Consider the following 16,609-nt stretch of genomic DNA (forward strand, 5'->3'; position numbering starts at 1 on the left):
GCTATACAGCCTGTTTTACAATTTGAACTGTACCGAAAACTTCAGACCAAATTTTCTGGTAACAGGCTGGTTTAAATAAGTTAATCTATGGAAAGCATCTACACGAAGTACCTTGAAAATATTTTCTATACCATAACCCACCTCAACGTATGGCTTACTTCCAAGCGTCATAAAAGTTTGCTGCGGAGTTCCGTTAGCTCCTGTAGGTGATAAAATTGAAAGGTTCTTTTCGCTAAGGTTACCATACAGTACATTGGCGGTGGCAAGCGTTCTCCATTTTAGCTTCTTAATCAGCGGGAGCCTGTTCATCAGCAACCCTTCAAAAAACTGCTCATAATGTAGCGAGGCGTATGAATCGCTTGCAAACTCAAAGTTATCCATCAACTGGTATGTCTGGTCGTAATAAAAAGGAGTTTCATTGCCCAAATGTACTTCCAGCAGCGGATAAGGTACTGCCGAGAAAATTTTACCTGCATCAATGCGATAGTTAGCATTTCCCAAACTCCCCATTACAAACTCTTGGCTAATACCTACATCTGCACGTTGATATTCAAAACTGGAGCCTATCACATTATTCAGTCCAAGCGTGTACTTAAACGTAAGCACAGGCCAACTTCCATTGCCCAGGCTAATACGTTCGTTGTCGTTTTGCACAAAGACCTCGTTTTTAGCTATTCTGGCTGAATACGTGAGTTCAGTTGTATTGAAGTCTTTCGCAATGTTCAGCGGCTGTTCCTTCCCGCTTGTATAGTAGCCAAAATCATACTGTGGCTGAAAAACTTTATTGCTGATAGCAATGCGCTGGGTAACTCCTCGTATCAGATCGCGCTGCAGGTAAAAATTTGACTCCTTGATCAACATCGGCATCTCTAATTCTCCGAATCGGGAGAAGCCGACATAAAAAGGGCTACTGTTCAACCGATCGCTGAGTAAAGCAACCTGTTGCAGGTCTTCGCTCCTGCTGACACCCATTTCGCTCCAGTGTTTTCGAGAAAATATATAGCGTGCAGAAGCTCTGTATTTAAGGCACTCATCTTCTGTGCCGTAGGCTGTGTACCCACTCAGTTCCCACTTATCGCTAAAGTTAATGTTTGTTTTTAACCCTGCCTGAAAACGGTGCCCCTCAATGTTGTTATAGGCATAGGTATAAGGGTACGCTCCTAAACTTACTTTACCTACTTTTTTATACCCTGTGGCAAGCACAGTTACTAAATTGGTCAGGCGTTCAACCTTGGGCGAAGAACGAATGGAATCTATCAAGGCATAGGCTTGTTGGTCTGAAACTGTAAGCGTGTCATGGCGCTTTTCTTCCCAAAATAGTTTAGTATCAGCATTCGCTTTTGCGGTTACTTCTATCGACTGCTGAAAGAAAGATGATTCTTTTTCATTGTTTACCTGTACATCTTTACTAGAGGTAGTTACTTTAGCAACAATACCAGGACGCTTCTCGCTTAGCTTCGCAATTTTCATGGTGGCCATCGTTTTAGCAGGTATCCAAGCCCCTTGCCCCACAGGAAGCAACTCCTGCACCAGGTGCACACTCTCAACCAAATTTATGTTCGCTGACTTGCTAATCGTTACGTCAATCTTGCGCAATGCATAGGAGTCAGCTGCAATCCATATATGGCCGTTAAAAGCCAGATCCTGCTTTCTTTTCTGATCAACTTTTATTTTATAGCACCAGTTATTTCCTACATAAAGGCTGTCAAGCAATTCATACTCATAATAGCCTTTCCAGCCATCGGCTATAGGGCTGACAAAGTTCTTTTGCAGCACACTTACCCAGTTCATATAAAAGTTGTAGTCCTGGTGATTGGAACCAATGACTTGCGTAACCAATGAGCCATCCTGAATGCCTATACCACTAACCTTGGAGGCTTTGATAATCTCTTTCGTCTTCTTCGGGTCGCGGTTATAGTAGAAATCAGAAAGCGACTCCGACATAAAGAAAGGAAGCATTTTTTTACCGTCTTCTCCTGCTATATACATAGAAGAATCAACCATAGAAGAGAGCGCAGAACGCAGCCCCACCTTATGTACTTTTTTAGGTGCAAGGTTGTCTACTTCAAACTGCATTTTGGTATAGGCTTCGTAGTTATAAGCCATCAGTTTACGCTTATCGTTCTCTTTTTTATGCGCTACCACCTCCCTCATAATCCTGAACGCAGGATTTTCTGTAGGCCTGATAACAATTTCCTGAAGATTTAAAGCATTTGTCCTTAACTGGAAATCAATTACCTGAGAGGGAGTTCCTTTGCTGATCGCTTTTGATTGGGTAATATATCCCATAAACGAAACAGTGATAGAATCGGGGATTGTAGCCAAACGCAGGCTGTAAATACCTGTATCGTCCGTAGTAGTGCCCAGGCTGGTGTTTTTAATGTAGATACTTACAAATGGCAGAGCCTCGCCTGTGACGGCGTCTGTCACTTTACCAGAAACACGCGTTTGCGCCTGTGCTCCCAGCACACCAAATAGTGCAACCAGGAAAATTATATAATTTTTCAATACTTTCAAATTTTGCGGTCGCAAAGGTAGAACGAAGTTTAAACAAAAGCTATTTAATAGAATTAAGAAAAATTAAAGTTTTTCTAATGTTAGACTTTTGAGGTCCCAAGGAAATGGGCAAAGGAGATTAACTTCTAGCAAGCTACTATATACTAACAACTTATACGCTTCAAAGCAAAAAAAGAGCAGTATCTCAAAAGCCTTTTCATATGCTATTTTGTGTAGAGAGCATCTCCATTGCTTAATGCTGATTTCTCAAGTGCAAGAGTTAGTTTTAGAATCGCAAAACAGGCTAATCAATACATTCTTTAAGCAAAAAATGATCATGACCTTTCAATATATGATTGCTGTGCAAAAGTTACCTGCTGAACAAAAAATCAGCATCTGATTTTAAACTATAACTATGCAGAAATAATGTTTTGATTTATCTTTTAATTTCTATATTATTTCTTGCTTATATTTATAACAGACTATAAATTTGACAGTTAGTCCAACCTTTTATCTGAATGCTTTATGAGAGCAAACCAATTCCTGTTACTGCTATTCTTTATTGTTTGTGCCTCCAACGCCAGCTTTGCACAAGACATTGTCACAAAGAAAAATGGTGAAGATGTGAAGTTGAAAGTACTTGAAATATCCCAGACCGAGATCAAGTACAAACGGTATGAAAGCTTAGAGGGTCCTATCTATACCATGTCGAAGGCAGATGTTTTAAAAATCACTTTTGAAGACGGCACGGTAGAAGTTTACGACGTGGAAGATGTGGTATCTTTGGGTGCAAGCAAAGATGGCTTGTATGTACAGGGGTAGCATGATGCAAACAGGTATTACAAAAGTCTATACTGGTGCCAGCACAGGTACACTGGTCACAAGTTTGGTCTCCCCTTTAATAGGGTTATTTCCTGCCATTATCTGCTCTTCAGCAAAGCCTCAGGAGTCGAACCTGGACTATCCTAGTCATGAGCAGATGAAAGACCCAGATTACAGAGCAGGGTATACACAGCGGGCCAAAAAGATAAAATCTCGCAAAATATGGACAAACTGTGGAATTGGCTTTGGCGTAAATTTAATTGCCGTTGCTGTTTTATAGGGATACCACTATTGGCCTTTGCCGCGCATTTGCTTTTCCATGGCATCCCACATCTCCTGCGGTATCTGGTCGAAACTGTTAAACTCCCCTGCCCCGTATAACCACTCGCCTCCATCTATCGTCACAACTTCGCCATTCACAAAAGATGCGTAATCAGACACCAGATAAGCTGCCAGATTAGCCAATTCCTGGTGCTCCCCAAAGCGCCCCACAGGAATTCGCTTCACGGGGTCCAACTGATCAGCCAACTGCTTCGGGAACAGACGAGTCCAAGCTCCCTCTGTAGGAAAGGGGCCTGGAGCAATGGCGTTGGAACGAATGCCGTATTTAGCCCACTCTGAAGCCAGCGAACGTGTAAGCGCCAACACACCTGCCTTAGCACAGGCCGAAGGCACCACATACCCCGATCCCGTCCAGGCGTAAGTGGTGACAATGTTCAAAATAGCTGCTTTCTCTTTTTGCTCAATCCAGTGCTTGCCTAAAGCCAAGGTACAGTTGTAGCTTCCTTTCAGCACAATATCCGTTATCACATCAAAAGCTTTGTTACTGAGGCGCTCTGTCGGGCTTACAAAGTTTCCCGCTGCATTATTCACCAACACATCTATCTTACCAAACTGATACAAAGCTGTCTGCAGCATCGCCTCTACCTCGTTGTACTTGCGCACATCACAAGATAGCGCCAATACGGTTCCGCCTGTCTCGGCCTCCAGTTCCTTTGCCGTTTGCTCGAGCACATCCAGCTTTCGGCTACAGATAACAGCGTTGGCTCCAAGTTCTAAAAAATACTTTACCATAGAGCGGCCAAGACCTGTACCACCACCTGTTACAATGATTGTTTTGCCTTTCAGAGCGCCTTCTTTTAACATAGGTTCAGCTTTCATATCAGTCGTTTTGTTTATAGTTTGTTTTGTAACGTATAAGCACATCAATAGGAGTTGATTTAAAGATACGCTAATTCACAAAATCGTATAACCTTTAACAACATAAATGAACTTATGGAACTACAAGAGATAAAAAACGAGCTATCGAACTTAACAGACCGACTTTCTCTGGAAAGTGCCACATCAGAGCCATTTGAGTTTTATCATGATGAGCAACACGATGCTTCAGCCCTGAACGAAGAGACGGTACGTAAATTGGCAGGTATGCCTTCGCATTACCCTACGGAGGTATTGCCAGTGCAAGAGCTTTTTCAAGCTTATGCAGGAGATAAAGAAGAAAACAAACAGCGCTTTCAGAAGCTACAGGAAAAGCTGCAAGAGCTGCTGCAGGATGTGAAAGCCTATTGTGTTGGAGAAGTAAGAAGAACGGTTTTTATTCTCGGCACTACAGAGAAAGGCGAAATAGCAGGTCTAAAGTCGGCACTGACAAGACCCTACTAATAATGTGCTAAAAATGATCCTGCACGAGCTTATGCGCAGCTATAATGCCGCTGAGGCAAACGCCCACAATGCCCTGCCCAGGATAAACCGTGTCACCACACACATAAGCGCCTCTGTGGTCTAATCGGGCATCCTTCATTTGCCAGGGCTTTGTGCTTTTATAATGCGGATAACCACCTACGGCACCGTAGGCACGTTTTGTCCAGAAGGTCCAGGCACCTGGCGTAGCAGATTGGCTGTAGCTGATGCTTTTTTGTTGAATCAGTTCCTGTTGTTGCAGTGCCGCAAGTATAGCCTTTTCTATGGGAACCTTATCTTCGATGAATTTTTGCGCAGGATCAGGGATATGCGTACTAACAGATGCCACTACCTCCCCCGCTGGAGCACGAAGATCATCTGCTGGATGACTGAAACTGACGAAGATACTCTTGCTCCCGATGATGGGCAGCCCTTGTGGCACGTGCACCTGATGATGCAGTACCTCTGGTGTTTTCTGTTGCTTTAGTACCAGTCCCATCGTAAAGGCTCCATTTTGTTTAGCTGATGGTAAAAGGTACGGCTGCAACCGCTGCTTTATAGCTTCATCAGAAAAGAGCTCAGCTGTATTATGAAGCGGAATGCCACTGATGATAAATTTACTTTGGAAAGTATTCTTAGCTGTTGTTACCTTATATCCTTCTTTGATGCTAGAGATAGCCTGCACTTCCTGCCCAAATTGCAAATCACCTCCATTGTCAAGAATGTAGTTCACCACAGGCTTTACCATATTTATCAAACCACCATCCAGGTTGTAGTTGTTGTACAAAGTATAGCACAAGGCTGTGGCACCGAACAGTTCATTTACCTCATGCAGGTAGTTCTGGGCCGTAATCAGCAACTGCTCATTCACAAAATCTACAAAAAGGTTGTTGTCCAGTAGCTTATACTTTCGCAACACATCATCCATTGTTCTGAAGGCTGCAGGAATAAGCTTCAACTGTGCTGGCCTTGTGTGCAACGCAGAATAAGCAAGATCTTTAGCATTGGAAGGCGGAAAGCTTTGCTGCTGCAGCGATGTGTGCCACACTGCCTTACTCACCTTGTAACAGTGCTCCCAAAAAGCCCTTTGGTTATACTTCCCGAAAACACGCTCCGCCTCTCCTATCCATTCTTCCAGTTCCTGGTACCGCGTGAGCAGCTGACCGTTTGGTAAGTGCACCTGCATTGGCTTTTCAAGTTTACGTACGGGCAAGGTTATACCCGTTTCGTCCAGCAGGTAGCGCAGGGGCATGTGTAGGTCTAAACCTACAAGTGTGGTTGCTCCTGTCTCAAACCAGTACCCTTTTCTTTTAAAAGATGAAGCGCAGCCGCCCGCATACTTCGCCTGCTCCAGCACACATACTTTCAGTCCTCTTTTTGCTAATAGGGCGGCAGCCGTTAAGGAGCCAAAGCCAGAACCTACTACTACTACATCATAGTCCATGCAAGGGCAAGTATAAATTGTTAGCTTTTCTTCTTTATAGATAGTTCTAACAGAAATGCCGTTATTTTGTTTATTATAACTCGGAACATTAGCTGGAAACAGAATAACAATGGAAGGAAAAGCAACTATTAGTATCATGGGCTGTGGCTGGCTCGGTTTACCCTTGGCCAAACAACTTATAAGTATTGGATATAGTGTTAAGGGGTCTACCACTACTCCTGACAAACTATCTGTTTTGCAAACTGCAGGCATAGAGCCTTATTTAATAGATTTTTCAGAAGCAGAACCTGATACAGCAGGACTAGCTAGCTTTCTCCAGAGTGATATACTCTTGCTGAACATCCCGCCGCGCCTTCGCTCCGATAGCGGCGAAAGCTACCTACAACAGATGCGCCTTTTGCTCAAGTCACTGTTGAATTCATCTGTTAACCGTGTGCTTTTTGTTTCATCCACCTCTGTGTACCTTGACCTGAACCGAACCGTGACTGAAGAAGACACCATCTTTACGGAAGAAAAAGAGCCAGATAACACGCTGCTACAGGTCGAGAAAATGTTTTGTGAACGCGAAGAGTGGCTTACAACAGTTGTTCGTTTTGCTGGTTTAGTTGGAGGCGACCGTAGGCCAGGTCGTTTTATGGCAGGCAAAACAAATGTGCCGAACGGAGATGCACCTGTCAACCTTATTCATCTGGAGGATTGTGTTGCCATTCTGCAACGAATAATAGTGGAGCAAAAATGGGGAGAAGTATATAATGCCTGTGCCGATGAGCACCCGCTCCGTAAAGACTTTTACACGAAAGCCGCCGAAGCCATTGGACTAACACCTCCTACCTTTGCCGAGGTGGAAAAAACTGCATTTAAGCTCATAAAAAGCGAAAGACTAAAAGAAGACCTCTCTTACGTTTTCATCCACCCTGACCCAATGCTATTCTTTTAGTATCTTTGTTTATAGTTACTGATGGCAGGTTAGTGTTTTCAAATTTATACTCTGCTGAACAGAATTTCTAAAAAGCAGTAAAGCGGAAGCTGCGCAAATCTTCAAATCGAGCATATGACATCAGTACCTAATAAAAATTTATCAATTCAGAACGAGTAACAAAAATGGCAAAAACAGTAGTGGTGATCGGTGGCGGAGCAGCAGGATTTTTTGGAGCCATTGCCTGTGCGGAGGCTAACGCAGAAACAGAGGTGATACTACTCGAGAAAACAAACAAGCTACTGTCTAAAGTGCGTGTTTCGGGTGGTGGCCGCTGCAACGTGACTCACCAATGCTATGTGCCTACTACCTTTAGCCAGCATTACCCGCGAGGAGCAAAGCAATTAAAAGAAGCTTTTAAGACATTTGGAGCTACCGAAACTGTGGCATGGTTTGAACAACGCGGCGTGCAGTTAAAAGCCGAAGCTGATGGCCGTATGTTCCCTGTAACCGACAGTTCAGACACTATTATCGATTGCTTATTGCGTGAGGCCAATAAAGCAGGCGTACAGATTAGAAAAGGGGCTGGCGTTGAACGCATAGAAGTTCTTAAAAGTGATAGCTCCAACCAACAACAGTTTGTACTACACCTAAGCAACGGCAATACCATCAAGGCTGACAAAATTTTAGTGAGCACAGGCGGAAACCCTAAAGCTCAAAACTATGATTGGCTTCGGAAAATAGGCCATACTATAAAGGAACCTGTGCCGTCTTTGTTTACCTTTAACGTGCCTGCTTCGCCTCTTAAAGAACTGCAAGGTATATCTGTGCCACAGGCCAAGGTACGTGTAGCTGGTCAGAAGCTGGAGTATGAGGGACCGCTGCTGATCACCCATTGGGGCTACAGCGGACCTGCCGTGCTTAAATTGTCTGCCTGGGGAGCCAGGATATTTAGCGATCTAAACTATAGCTTTACAGCCCTCATCAACTGGATTCCTGAATTCACAGAGGAAACGCTGCGGGAGAACCTGCAAAACTACAGGCAAGCACATCCTAAGAAGGTAGTAAGCACAAACCCCTTGTTTGGTTTACCGCAACGCCTTTGGAAAGCTTTAACGGCACTGGCTGAGGTGCCAACCGAAACAATATGGGCAGAGCTTCCTGCCAAAAATACGAACAAATTGGTGGAGGCGCTGTTGCGGGCACCTTTCGAAGTTAACGGCAAGACAACTTTTAAAGAGGAGTTTGTTACCTGCGGCGGCATAGATCTGAGCCAGATTAACATGCGCACCATGGAGAGTCGTGTGGTGCCAGGGCTGTATTTTGCAGGCGAAGTGATAGATGTGGACGGTATTACAGGTGGCTTTAACTTTCAGGCAGCCTGGACGACTGGATATTTGGCTGGAAGGGCCATGGCAGCATCCTGATCTGTAGCGGTTTATATCCATAAGAAAAACAATTTTGCACTCATATGAGTAAAATATCATATAAGTGAACCAAAATTTAACATGAACTATGGAAATAAATAAAGAAGTATATTCGACCGTACACCACCTGATTGAAAGATGTAAGGATGGTGCAAAAGGCTACAAAACTGCCTCTGAAGATGTAGAAGATAAAGACCTAAAAGATCTTTTTAAAAAGTACGCTGTGCAGCGCGATAGCATGATTACGGAGCTACAGGACCAGTTGCATAAATTCGGTAAAACTGACGATGAGTCTAGTTCAATTGAAGGTACTGTACACCGTGCGTGGATTGACATCAAGTCTGCCTTGTCAACCAGAGACAGAGCAAGAGTATTAGAAGAGTGTGAGCGTGGCGAGGACTATGCTGTTAAAGCATACAAAGAAGCCTTGAACAAAGATTTGCCAGGTGAGTTGAAGCCGATTGTGGAGCAGCAATTTAACGACGTTAAAAACGCCCATGATCATATCCGCTCTTTGCGTGACGCAGCTAAAGATGCATAATCTTGATTAACTATATTTTAGAAAGGGGCTTCGGCCCCTTTTTTATTGCTCGTACCTAAAGAATGTAAGTCAATTTTTGGAGTGAGGACCTGTCCTTCATTTATTATGATCTGATACAATCAGTAAATAGAAAAAGCATGGAAGTTTAACAGAAAGTACGTTTCAGATTGCTCCAGCAATGAAACAAAAGGCCTCAAAAACAATAAGGGAGACATCCGTCTGATGTCTCCCTTATTTATAAACTAACTGTTTTGAGCAGTCAGCTTAATCTTCCAACCTTTTTATGATACTCCTTTAACGGCTACTTCAAAAGCAGGTTGCTTTTTTTGGAACATTTTTCCGCAAAAAAATAGCCCAGCATTATAAGCTGGGCTATATATTATTGATTACTAAATCTTTACTTGAAAATCATCTACAAAAAATAGACAGATTTTTTAAAGAAAGATGTTAGAATCTTTTTCTTCTAAAACCACCGCGATCACCGCTGCCACCTCTACGGTCGCCGCCTCTTGATGAATCGCGATCTCTGTCGCCGCCACGGCCACCGAAGCGACTTCCGCCGCCGCCATAGCCGCCTTCTCTTCTACCGCCACGATCACCATCTCTGCCTCTTCCGCCGCGATCGCCACCAAAACCACCACGGTCGCCGCCGCCGAAGCCGCCTTCTTTACCGCCGCCGTCTTTCTTCTGCGATTTCTCAACTACAACCATACGTCCATCAACTTCTATACGACCTACTTTCTCAAGAATTTCGGCAGTATATTCAGAAGGCACTTCTACAAAGCTGAACTTGTCGTACAAGTCGATGTCGCCAACTTTAGAGGCTGGTATATCAGCATTCTGGCTTAGCAGGTCGATAAGATCTTTTGGATGAACTCTGTCCTTTTTACCAATAGTGATGAACAGACGATCAAAACCTTCTTTCAGAGAACCTAAACCTTTTTCAGCTTCTTTGCCCTTCTCTTTTGTTTTCTCCTCTTTCAGGCTCATTTTCAAAAGGGCAGCAGCAACTTCAAGCGAAGTGTAATCTTCGTTTATAAGCGTTTCCACTCTTGAAATATGCTTTGTCAGGTTTCCTTTCTCTAATACTTCGCGTACCTGGTTCAGAAAAGTATTTGTGCGGAGTTCGTTCACATCTTCATAAGAAGGCACTTGCTGCAGTACAATATTCGCTTTTGTATAGCGCATAATGTCTTTCAGCTTATACATATCAGAACGGCCAGAAACAAAAGAAAATGCTTTACCAGACTTACCCGCACGACCTGTACGGCCAATGCGGTGCACGTATGCTTCTTCATCCTGTGGCAGGTCGTAATTAAATACTGCTTCCACATTATCTACGTCGATACCACGTGCCGCCACGTCTGTAGCTACCAATATCTCCAGCTGTCCGCTACGAAACTTAGCCATAACATTAGAGCGCTGGTTCTGGTTTAGGTCACCGTGCAAAGCATCGGCAAAATAACCACGAGCCTGTAAGCTAGTTACCAGCTCGTCTACCATACGCTTGGTATTGCAGAAAATGATAACGGTTTTCATGTTGTGCATGTCCAGCACACGAGAAAGCACTTCGCCTTTCATGCTGTTACGCACTTCAAAATAAACCTGGTCTATGTTGGTTACTGTCAGTTCCTGGTGCACCACCTTCACAATTACCGGGTCTTTCTGGTAACGCTTGGTAAGTTCCATAATTGGCTTTGACATTGTTGCCGAGAACAGGATTGTCTGACGATCTTCGGGCATCTGCTTCAGCACAAACTCAATGTCGTCACGGAAACCCATGTCCAGCATTTCGTCAGCCTCATCCAGGATGATTTTCTTTATTTTGTCAAGCTTCAGAGTTCCACGCTCAATGTGGTCCATCACACGGCCTGGCGTACCAATCACAATTTGTACACCTTGCTTTAAGGCACGCAACTGGCGATCATATGCCTGACCACCAAAGATTGGAACGATACTGATGTTAGGTTTATACTTGATAAGTTTCTGAATTTCGCCAGCCACCTGTATGGCTAACTCGCGTGTAGGGCATAAAATTAATGCCTGTACGCTTTTATCATGCTCATCTATACCTTCTATAGTTGGGATACCAAAGGCAGCTGTTTTACCAGTACCTGTCTGCGCCTGACCGATAATATCGCGGCCTTGCAGTACAACTGGTATAGCTTCTGTTTGGATTGGGGAGGCTTCTTCAAAGCCCATGTCAGCGATAGCGCGCTGTACTTCTGCCGAAAGCGGAAGCTCTTCAAATCTGATTTTGTTCATCTAATTTACTTAATACGAATATGACACATCTGGAGCAGCCTGTTGTATACCTTTCTCTACGAAAAAGAGCGACTAAAATCTAAAAACAACTAGGTTTTCCAATTATGATGGGCATTCCAGTTATGCAGTAAATCAGACTGATTCCAAATCTGGTGCAAAATTACAAAAAATTAATAAGAAAAACTACAACCTTTTTAGAGAATCACGTAAAAGGGCTACAACATCTATCAATTTAAATATATGAATGATATTTTATAGATTTATTTTTAGATATTTTATTGTTATATTAATTAACGTTTTATTACCTTAACCGAAGAAATGATGACAGAAAAGGCAAAATGGAAGCTAAAAAATTATTTCACCCAAATCTCGCAACCATTCACCCTTATTTTGAGTATTTATGCCAGTAATTTAACTTAAACAATATCCTTTTTAACCTCGTTTACGTAACACACAAAATTAAATGAGATAGATATACTCGTTATACTATATTTTTAATGTACTTCTGAGCAATTTTTTTACCGCCACTTTACGCACTACTTCTAAACCCTGAGCTAATGAGATTGTATTAACCTTCAAGAGCTAATCTTTAAGGTCTGTCAATGCTTGTTTAAAATTTTACTATAAAACCCTTTAGATCCCTTTACTATGTTACACTATTCCAAAATCTCATCTCAAAGCAAAGAATTTAACCTGATCGCCTCTGGAGCATTGGCTTTCAAAATCCACAACAAGATCCTGAAAGACGAAGCTTTTCAGCAAGGCACCAAGATTGCACGCAACATGCTTCTTGGCAACATGATGACAGGCGGTCTTCGCGTTGCCACTAACAACGTGCAAAAGAAAGTGTTCTTCGTAATCATCTCTGACTTGGACAAGGTAAACACAGAGTCACTTTGCAACATGATCGCGAAAGAGCGTGCTAACGGTAGCTACGCAGTATGTCAGGTTATCCCAACTTACTATAATGAGCCGTCTTTTAAAGCTTTAAAATTGTTGCGCCAGAACTTTGATGAGGTAATGGAATTGAACAAGCTTAACCTTTCAGGCAGCAAAGCTCTTAACGCTGAGCAACAGACATGCCTGCTAACAGACTACTCGTTGTCTATGGCGCGCATTATGTACCATGTATGCGTAAACAACTTCGAAACACCTAAAAAGCATGCGGAGGTACAAACTCCAGAGTATGCTTATGCATATTAACATACCTGTTTAAACTACAGGACATAACAAGCCTCCTTTGCTTCCCCCTTGCAAAGGAGGCTTGTTTTTTTATAGCCTTTACCACCACCAAACAGATAGTACCAGCTATTTGGCACCGTATTATTTACCTTGCTGATTGGCGTAAACCACAGACTTACCTAACGGTGTAGTAACTTTGTTTCCTGCAGGCTGAGTACCACACTACTCCTTATCCAGCCAAAAGAATCACTTTTTTGTTCTTGGCATTAGCCCTAAACTTCCTGTACCTTTATAGTTGCTGATATAACTGACTGAAAACAATGCCTTCCGTTTTTAAGATTTACTCCTCCTCTGCTGGCTCTGGCAAAACGTATCATCTTACAAAAGAATACCTTAAGCTGGCGCTGCATACTTCCAATCCTGATTATTACCGTTCAATCCTGGCTATTACGTTTACAAACGACGCTGCTGCCGAAATGAAGGAGCGTATATTGGGTGCTTTGCGTAGCTTTAATGAACCAGGGCAGTCGGAGAAAGACAGGCAAAAAAGTCAGCAACTTTTAGAGAGCATAACAACAGAATTACAGGACGAGCAACCTGAGGAGGCGCTGGACGTGGAGGAGGTGCGCAGGCGTGCCGCAGTACTTTTCAGCCAAATCATTTATAACTACAGCGACTTTAGCGTTAGCACCATCGATAGTTTTGTAAATAAAATTGTGCAGGCCTTTACGCGGGAACTGAACATACCCCACAACTTTGAGGTAGACCTAGACTCGCAGACGCTGGTGAACACTGCTGTGCAACTTTTACTCGATAAGGTAACCAACAGCAAAGATGATTTACTGTCGGAGACGCTGGAGCAGTATGCATTGGAGAAGGCCCGAGAAGGCCGCAGTTGGAACACCCTGCCCGACGACCTCTCAGATTTCGCTAAAAACTTACTAAATGAACAGGTATACGAGGCAGTAACCGATTTGCAAGCGCTGACGCTAGAGGATTTTAAAACCTTACGAGGCCAGTTGCTTGACACAAAGCAAAAAATTGAGGAAGCAGTTGTAGAAGCTGCTAAGCAAGCTTTAACCATTCTGGACAACGCTGGCCTCTCCCCTTCTGATTTTTTCCAAGGAAACCGTGGCCTTTGTGGTTATTTCAGCAAATGGACGAATGTAGTGGATTTGAGCTACGGCAATGCCTATGCACGCCAGACTATAGAAGATGAAAAGTGGTATGCTGGCAAGGCTTCCACAGCCACAAAGAACCAAATCGACAGCGTAAAGCCGCAGCTGACAGAACTGTACTACCACATTGAAGAGATAAAGGAACAGTATGCAGGCACCTTAACTCTTATTAGTGCCATCGTGCCGCACCTGTACAAAGTTTCGGTGCTGAATGAGTTGGAGAAATGCCTGCAAGACATAAAGCTGGACAAGAATACGGTTCACATTTCAGAATTTAACAAGCGCATCATCGATATTGTACTGCAGGAGCCAGTGCCATTTATCTATGAGCGCCTTGGCGAGAAGTATAACCATATTCTGATTGATGAATTTCAGGACACGTCAGTACTGCAATGGAACAACCTGTTGCCCTTGGTAGATAATGCCCTGGCCTCTGGCCATTTTAGTATGGTGGTAGGCGATGCAAAGCAGGCCATTTACCGGTGGCGCGGCGGCGAAATGGAGCAGATTCTGCACCTGTACAAGCGTAGCACCGAAAAACTTTACAGCAATCGCCGCCACGGGAGTATTATTCGGGAGCGCTACGAATCCGTCAGCCATTCGCTGGAGCCAAACAACCTCAGCACCAACTACCGAAGTCGTGCCGAGATTATTAATTTCAACAACGAGCTCTTTACCTTCATCAGCAAAGAACATGAAAGCTTTGGCACGTTCACTTCTATTTATGACGAGGACTTCAAGCAGCAGGTACCAACTGACAGTGACAAAAGCGACGGTCATATCCAGATCATGTTCACGCACCCCGAAGACTCCAACTATAAGTATAACCTAGACGATTGCAGCCGAACAGAAGAGCTTTACGATGGTTATGCCCGTCCAGAAATATTAAGCTATGATGAGAGCATGCTGAACATGGTGCTGCAGCTGGTACAGCAGGGATTAACAGATGGCTATGCCCTTAAAGACATGGCTATACTCTGCCGCACCAACAGCAAAAGCAAGCTCATAGCTAATTTCCTGAAGGAGCGCAGGTATGATATTATTTCCCAGGATTCGCTTTCCCTGCAGTTTGCCGAAGTCATCAACTTAATCATTGCACTGTTCCGCGTATTCAACCGCCCGAACGATACACTGGCTAAATCAGAGGCGCTGTACCTGGTTTGTACCGTGGCGCTGGAAACTATACCCGACACAGAGATCACACAAATAATAGCAAAAATAGCCAAAAGCCCTGATCCGCAGGTCTTCTTTGATCAACTACGTGTGTTCGGGTTTGATTTGAAGGAACGTGAAACAGGTAACCTTTCTATATATGAACTGACAGAACAGCTTATCAGAATTTTTGATTTGCTGGGACATAACAACGAATGCGAGTATCTGTTCCGTTTCCTGGACCTGGTGCTGGAGTATAGCCTGAAAAACAGCAATAACCTAAACAATTTCCTGGCTTACTGGGATGTGCAAAAGGAGAAACTAAGCATAAACACGCCTAAAGACCGTGATGCCATCACCATCACCAGTATCCATAAGTCTAAAGGCTTGGCCTATCCTATCGTTATCGTTCCTTTTGCCGACTGGAGTACTGAGCCAATGACGCGGGCCTTGATGTGGAGTCAATTACCTGACAACGTAAGTGTGACAGGTAAACTTAGGAGTGTGGCAGTTACGATTAGCTCTAAGCTGGAGCCAACTGTTTTAGGTGAACAGTATAGTACCGAATTGGAAAAGACTTTTATTGAGAACCTGAACATGCTGTACGTAGCCCTCACCCGCCCCATTGACAGGTTATACCTAATCGGCAACGGCAAAGATTTTCAGGACGATAAAAAGGCATTGCGAGCTTTAGAAGGCAACGCTAAAAACGTGAGCCATTTACTTTACCGTTACCTTGTTTATAAAGAGTTGTGGCAGCCAGATCAGTTTTGCTACCAACTCTTTAAGGGTAAGGCACAACAGCAACAGGTAGCGCATGCACAGGAGAATACATACTTTCTGGAGCACCTAGTTACAACCGATTGGGCACAGCGCCTGCAATTGAAACAGCATGCCAACAATGTTTTTGATTTTGAAACGCAGACAATACAGCGCCATTACAATAAACAGTTGCATTATGCACTCGCTCGTATTATCAAGGTCAGTCAACTAGACGAGGTGCTGCGCCAAATGATTAACCAGGGCATCATTAGCGATCGGGAAAAGCAAGGTCTGCGGCAGCGCTTACAAGACATTCTAAAACATCAGAAACTACAGCATTATTTTTCAGAAAAGGTGGTGGTAGAGCACGAAAAAGAACTACTCGATGCCCGGGCTTACCTTTACAAACCTGACCGTGTGGTTTTTGATGGAGAGCAGGTCGTGCTGATCGAGTTTAAACTTCCGCCTCCAGAGCCAGAACACCGCAATAAACTTGATCATTACGCTGTACGCTTTAAGCAACTGGGGTATAAAAAGGTAAAATGCATCCTTTTTTACTTTGATACAGAAGAGGTACTGGAATGGAGCTACGGTGGCAAAAGCTTGCAGATGGGGCTGGCGTTGTAGGTTATGCTTTTTAGAGGCTGTTGTTAGGCGTTTATCTATCTAATTGTTTGCTTAGGATAAGAGTATAAATTTTGTAAACATCCATAATTCCTTATTCTCTGAAGTTGCGTATACTGT

At 43.6% G+C, this 16,609-nt stretch carries 12 protein-coding genes; 8 read left to right on the forward strand and 4 right to left on the reverse strand.

The window, feature by feature from the left end; translation table 11 throughout:
• Positions 1-15: 15 nt before the first annotated feature.
• Positions 16-2,508, reverse strand: a complete 2,493-nt coding sequence (locus LN893_RS01895) for a DUF5686 and carboxypeptidase-like regulatory domain-containing protein (RefSeq protein ID WP_229967742.1) — start codon at positions 2,506-2,508, stop codon at positions 16-18.
• Positions 2,509-3,021: 513 nt separating this feature from the next.
• On the opposite strand from LN893_RS01895, the gene LN893_RS01900 reads away from it, so the two are divergent.
• Both LN893_RS01900 and LN893_RS01905 read left to right on the forward strand, forming a co-directional pair.
• Positions 3,022-3,318, forward strand: coding sequence for a hypothetical protein (locus LN893_RS01900; protein WP_229967743.1), 297 nt, complete (start codon positions 3,022-3,024; stop codon positions 3,316-3,318).
• Positions 3,305-3,598, forward strand: coding sequence for a hypothetical protein (locus tag LN893_RS01905; RefSeq protein WP_229967744.1), 294 nt, complete (start codon positions 3,305-3,307; stop codon positions 3,596-3,598). The genes LN893_RS01900 and LN893_RS01905 overlap by 14 nt, the downstream gene beginning before the upstream one ends.
• 8 nt (positions 3,599-3,606) lie before the next feature.
• Here LN893_RS01905 and LN893_RS01910 read toward each other — a convergent pair whose 3' ends face one another.
• Complete coding sequence (locus LN893_RS01910) at positions 3,607-4,479, reverse strand: SDR family oxidoreductase (RefSeq protein ID WP_229967745.1); 873 nt, start codon at positions 4,477-4,479, stop codon at positions 3,607-3,609.
• A gap of 114 nt (positions 4,480-4,593) precedes the next feature.
• Between LN893_RS01910 and LN893_RS01915 the strand changes: the two genes are divergently transcribed.
• Positions 4,594-4,980: a nuclease A inhibitor family protein gene (locus LN893_RS01915; RefSeq protein ID WP_229967746.1), complete on the forward strand. Its 387-nt coding sequence runs from the start codon at positions 4,594-4,596 to the stop codon at positions 4,978-4,980.
• A 7-nt stretch (positions 4,981-4,987) separates the two neighbouring features.
• Here the strand turns inward: LN893_RS01915 and LN893_RS01920 are convergent, their stop codons facing one another.
• The gene (locus tag LN893_RS01920; RefSeq protein ID WP_229967747.1) at positions 4,988-6,580 is read right to left on the reverse strand and encodes a phytoene desaturase family protein; all 1,593 of its coding nucleotides are present in this window, start codon (positions 6,578-6,580) and stop codon (positions 4,988-4,990) included.
• On the opposite strand from LN893_RS01920, the gene LN893_RS01925 reads away from it, so the two are divergent.
• The 3 genes from LN893_RS01925 to LN893_RS01935 all read left to right on the forward strand — a co-directional run bounded on the left by LN893_RS01925 (position 6,552) and on the right by LN893_RS01935 (position 9,326).
• The gene (locus LN893_RS01925) at positions 6,552-7,379 is read left to right on the forward strand and encodes a Rossmann-fold NAD(P)-binding domain-containing protein (RefSeq protein ID WP_229967748.1); all 828 of its coding nucleotides are present in this window, start codon (positions 6,552-6,554) and stop codon (positions 7,377-7,379) included. The two genes, LN893_RS01920 and LN893_RS01925, sit on opposite strands and share 29 nt — an antisense overlap.
• A gap of 164 nt (positions 7,380-7,543) precedes the next feature.
• Positions 7,544-8,785, forward strand: a complete 1,242-nt coding sequence (locus LN893_RS01930) for a BaiN/RdsA family NAD(P)/FAD-dependent oxidoreductase (protein ID WP_229967750.1) — start codon at positions 7,544-7,546, stop codon at positions 8,783-8,785.
• Positions 8,786-8,873: 88 nt separating this feature from the next.
• Entirely contained in the window at positions 8,874-9,326 is a 453-nt protein-coding gene (locus LN893_RS01935) for a ferritin-like domain-containing protein (protein WP_229967752.1), read from the forward strand.
• Between the two features lie 447 nt (positions 9,327-9,773).
• On the opposite strand, the gene LN893_RS01940 is transcribed toward LN893_RS01935, so the two are convergent.
• The gene (locus LN893_RS01940) at positions 9,774-11,591 is read right to left on the reverse strand and encodes a DEAD/DEAH box helicase (protein ID WP_229967753.1); all 1,818 of its coding nucleotides are present in this window, start codon (positions 11,589-11,591) and stop codon (positions 9,774-9,776) included.
• A 648-nt stretch (positions 11,592-12,239) separates the two neighbouring features.
• On the opposite strand from LN893_RS01940, the gene LN893_RS01945 reads away from it, so the two are divergent.
• Entirely contained in the window at positions 12,240-12,794 is a 555-nt protein-coding gene (locus LN893_RS01945; protein WP_229967755.1) for a hypothetical protein, read from the forward strand.
• A gap of 299 nt (positions 12,795-13,093) precedes the next feature.
• A complete protein-coding gene (locus tag LN893_RS01950; protein WP_229967757.1) occupies positions 13,094-16,492 on the forward strand; it encodes a UvrD-helicase domain-containing protein in 3,399 nt (1,132 codons plus the stop codon).
• Positions 16,493-16,609: the final 117 nt, after the last annotated feature.

It is taken from the genome of Pontibacter harenae, assembly GCF_020907245.1.
GTDB classification, from domain to species: domain Bacteria; phylum Bacteroidota; class Bacteroidia; order Cytophagales; family Hymenobacteraceae; genus Pontibacter; species Pontibacter harenae.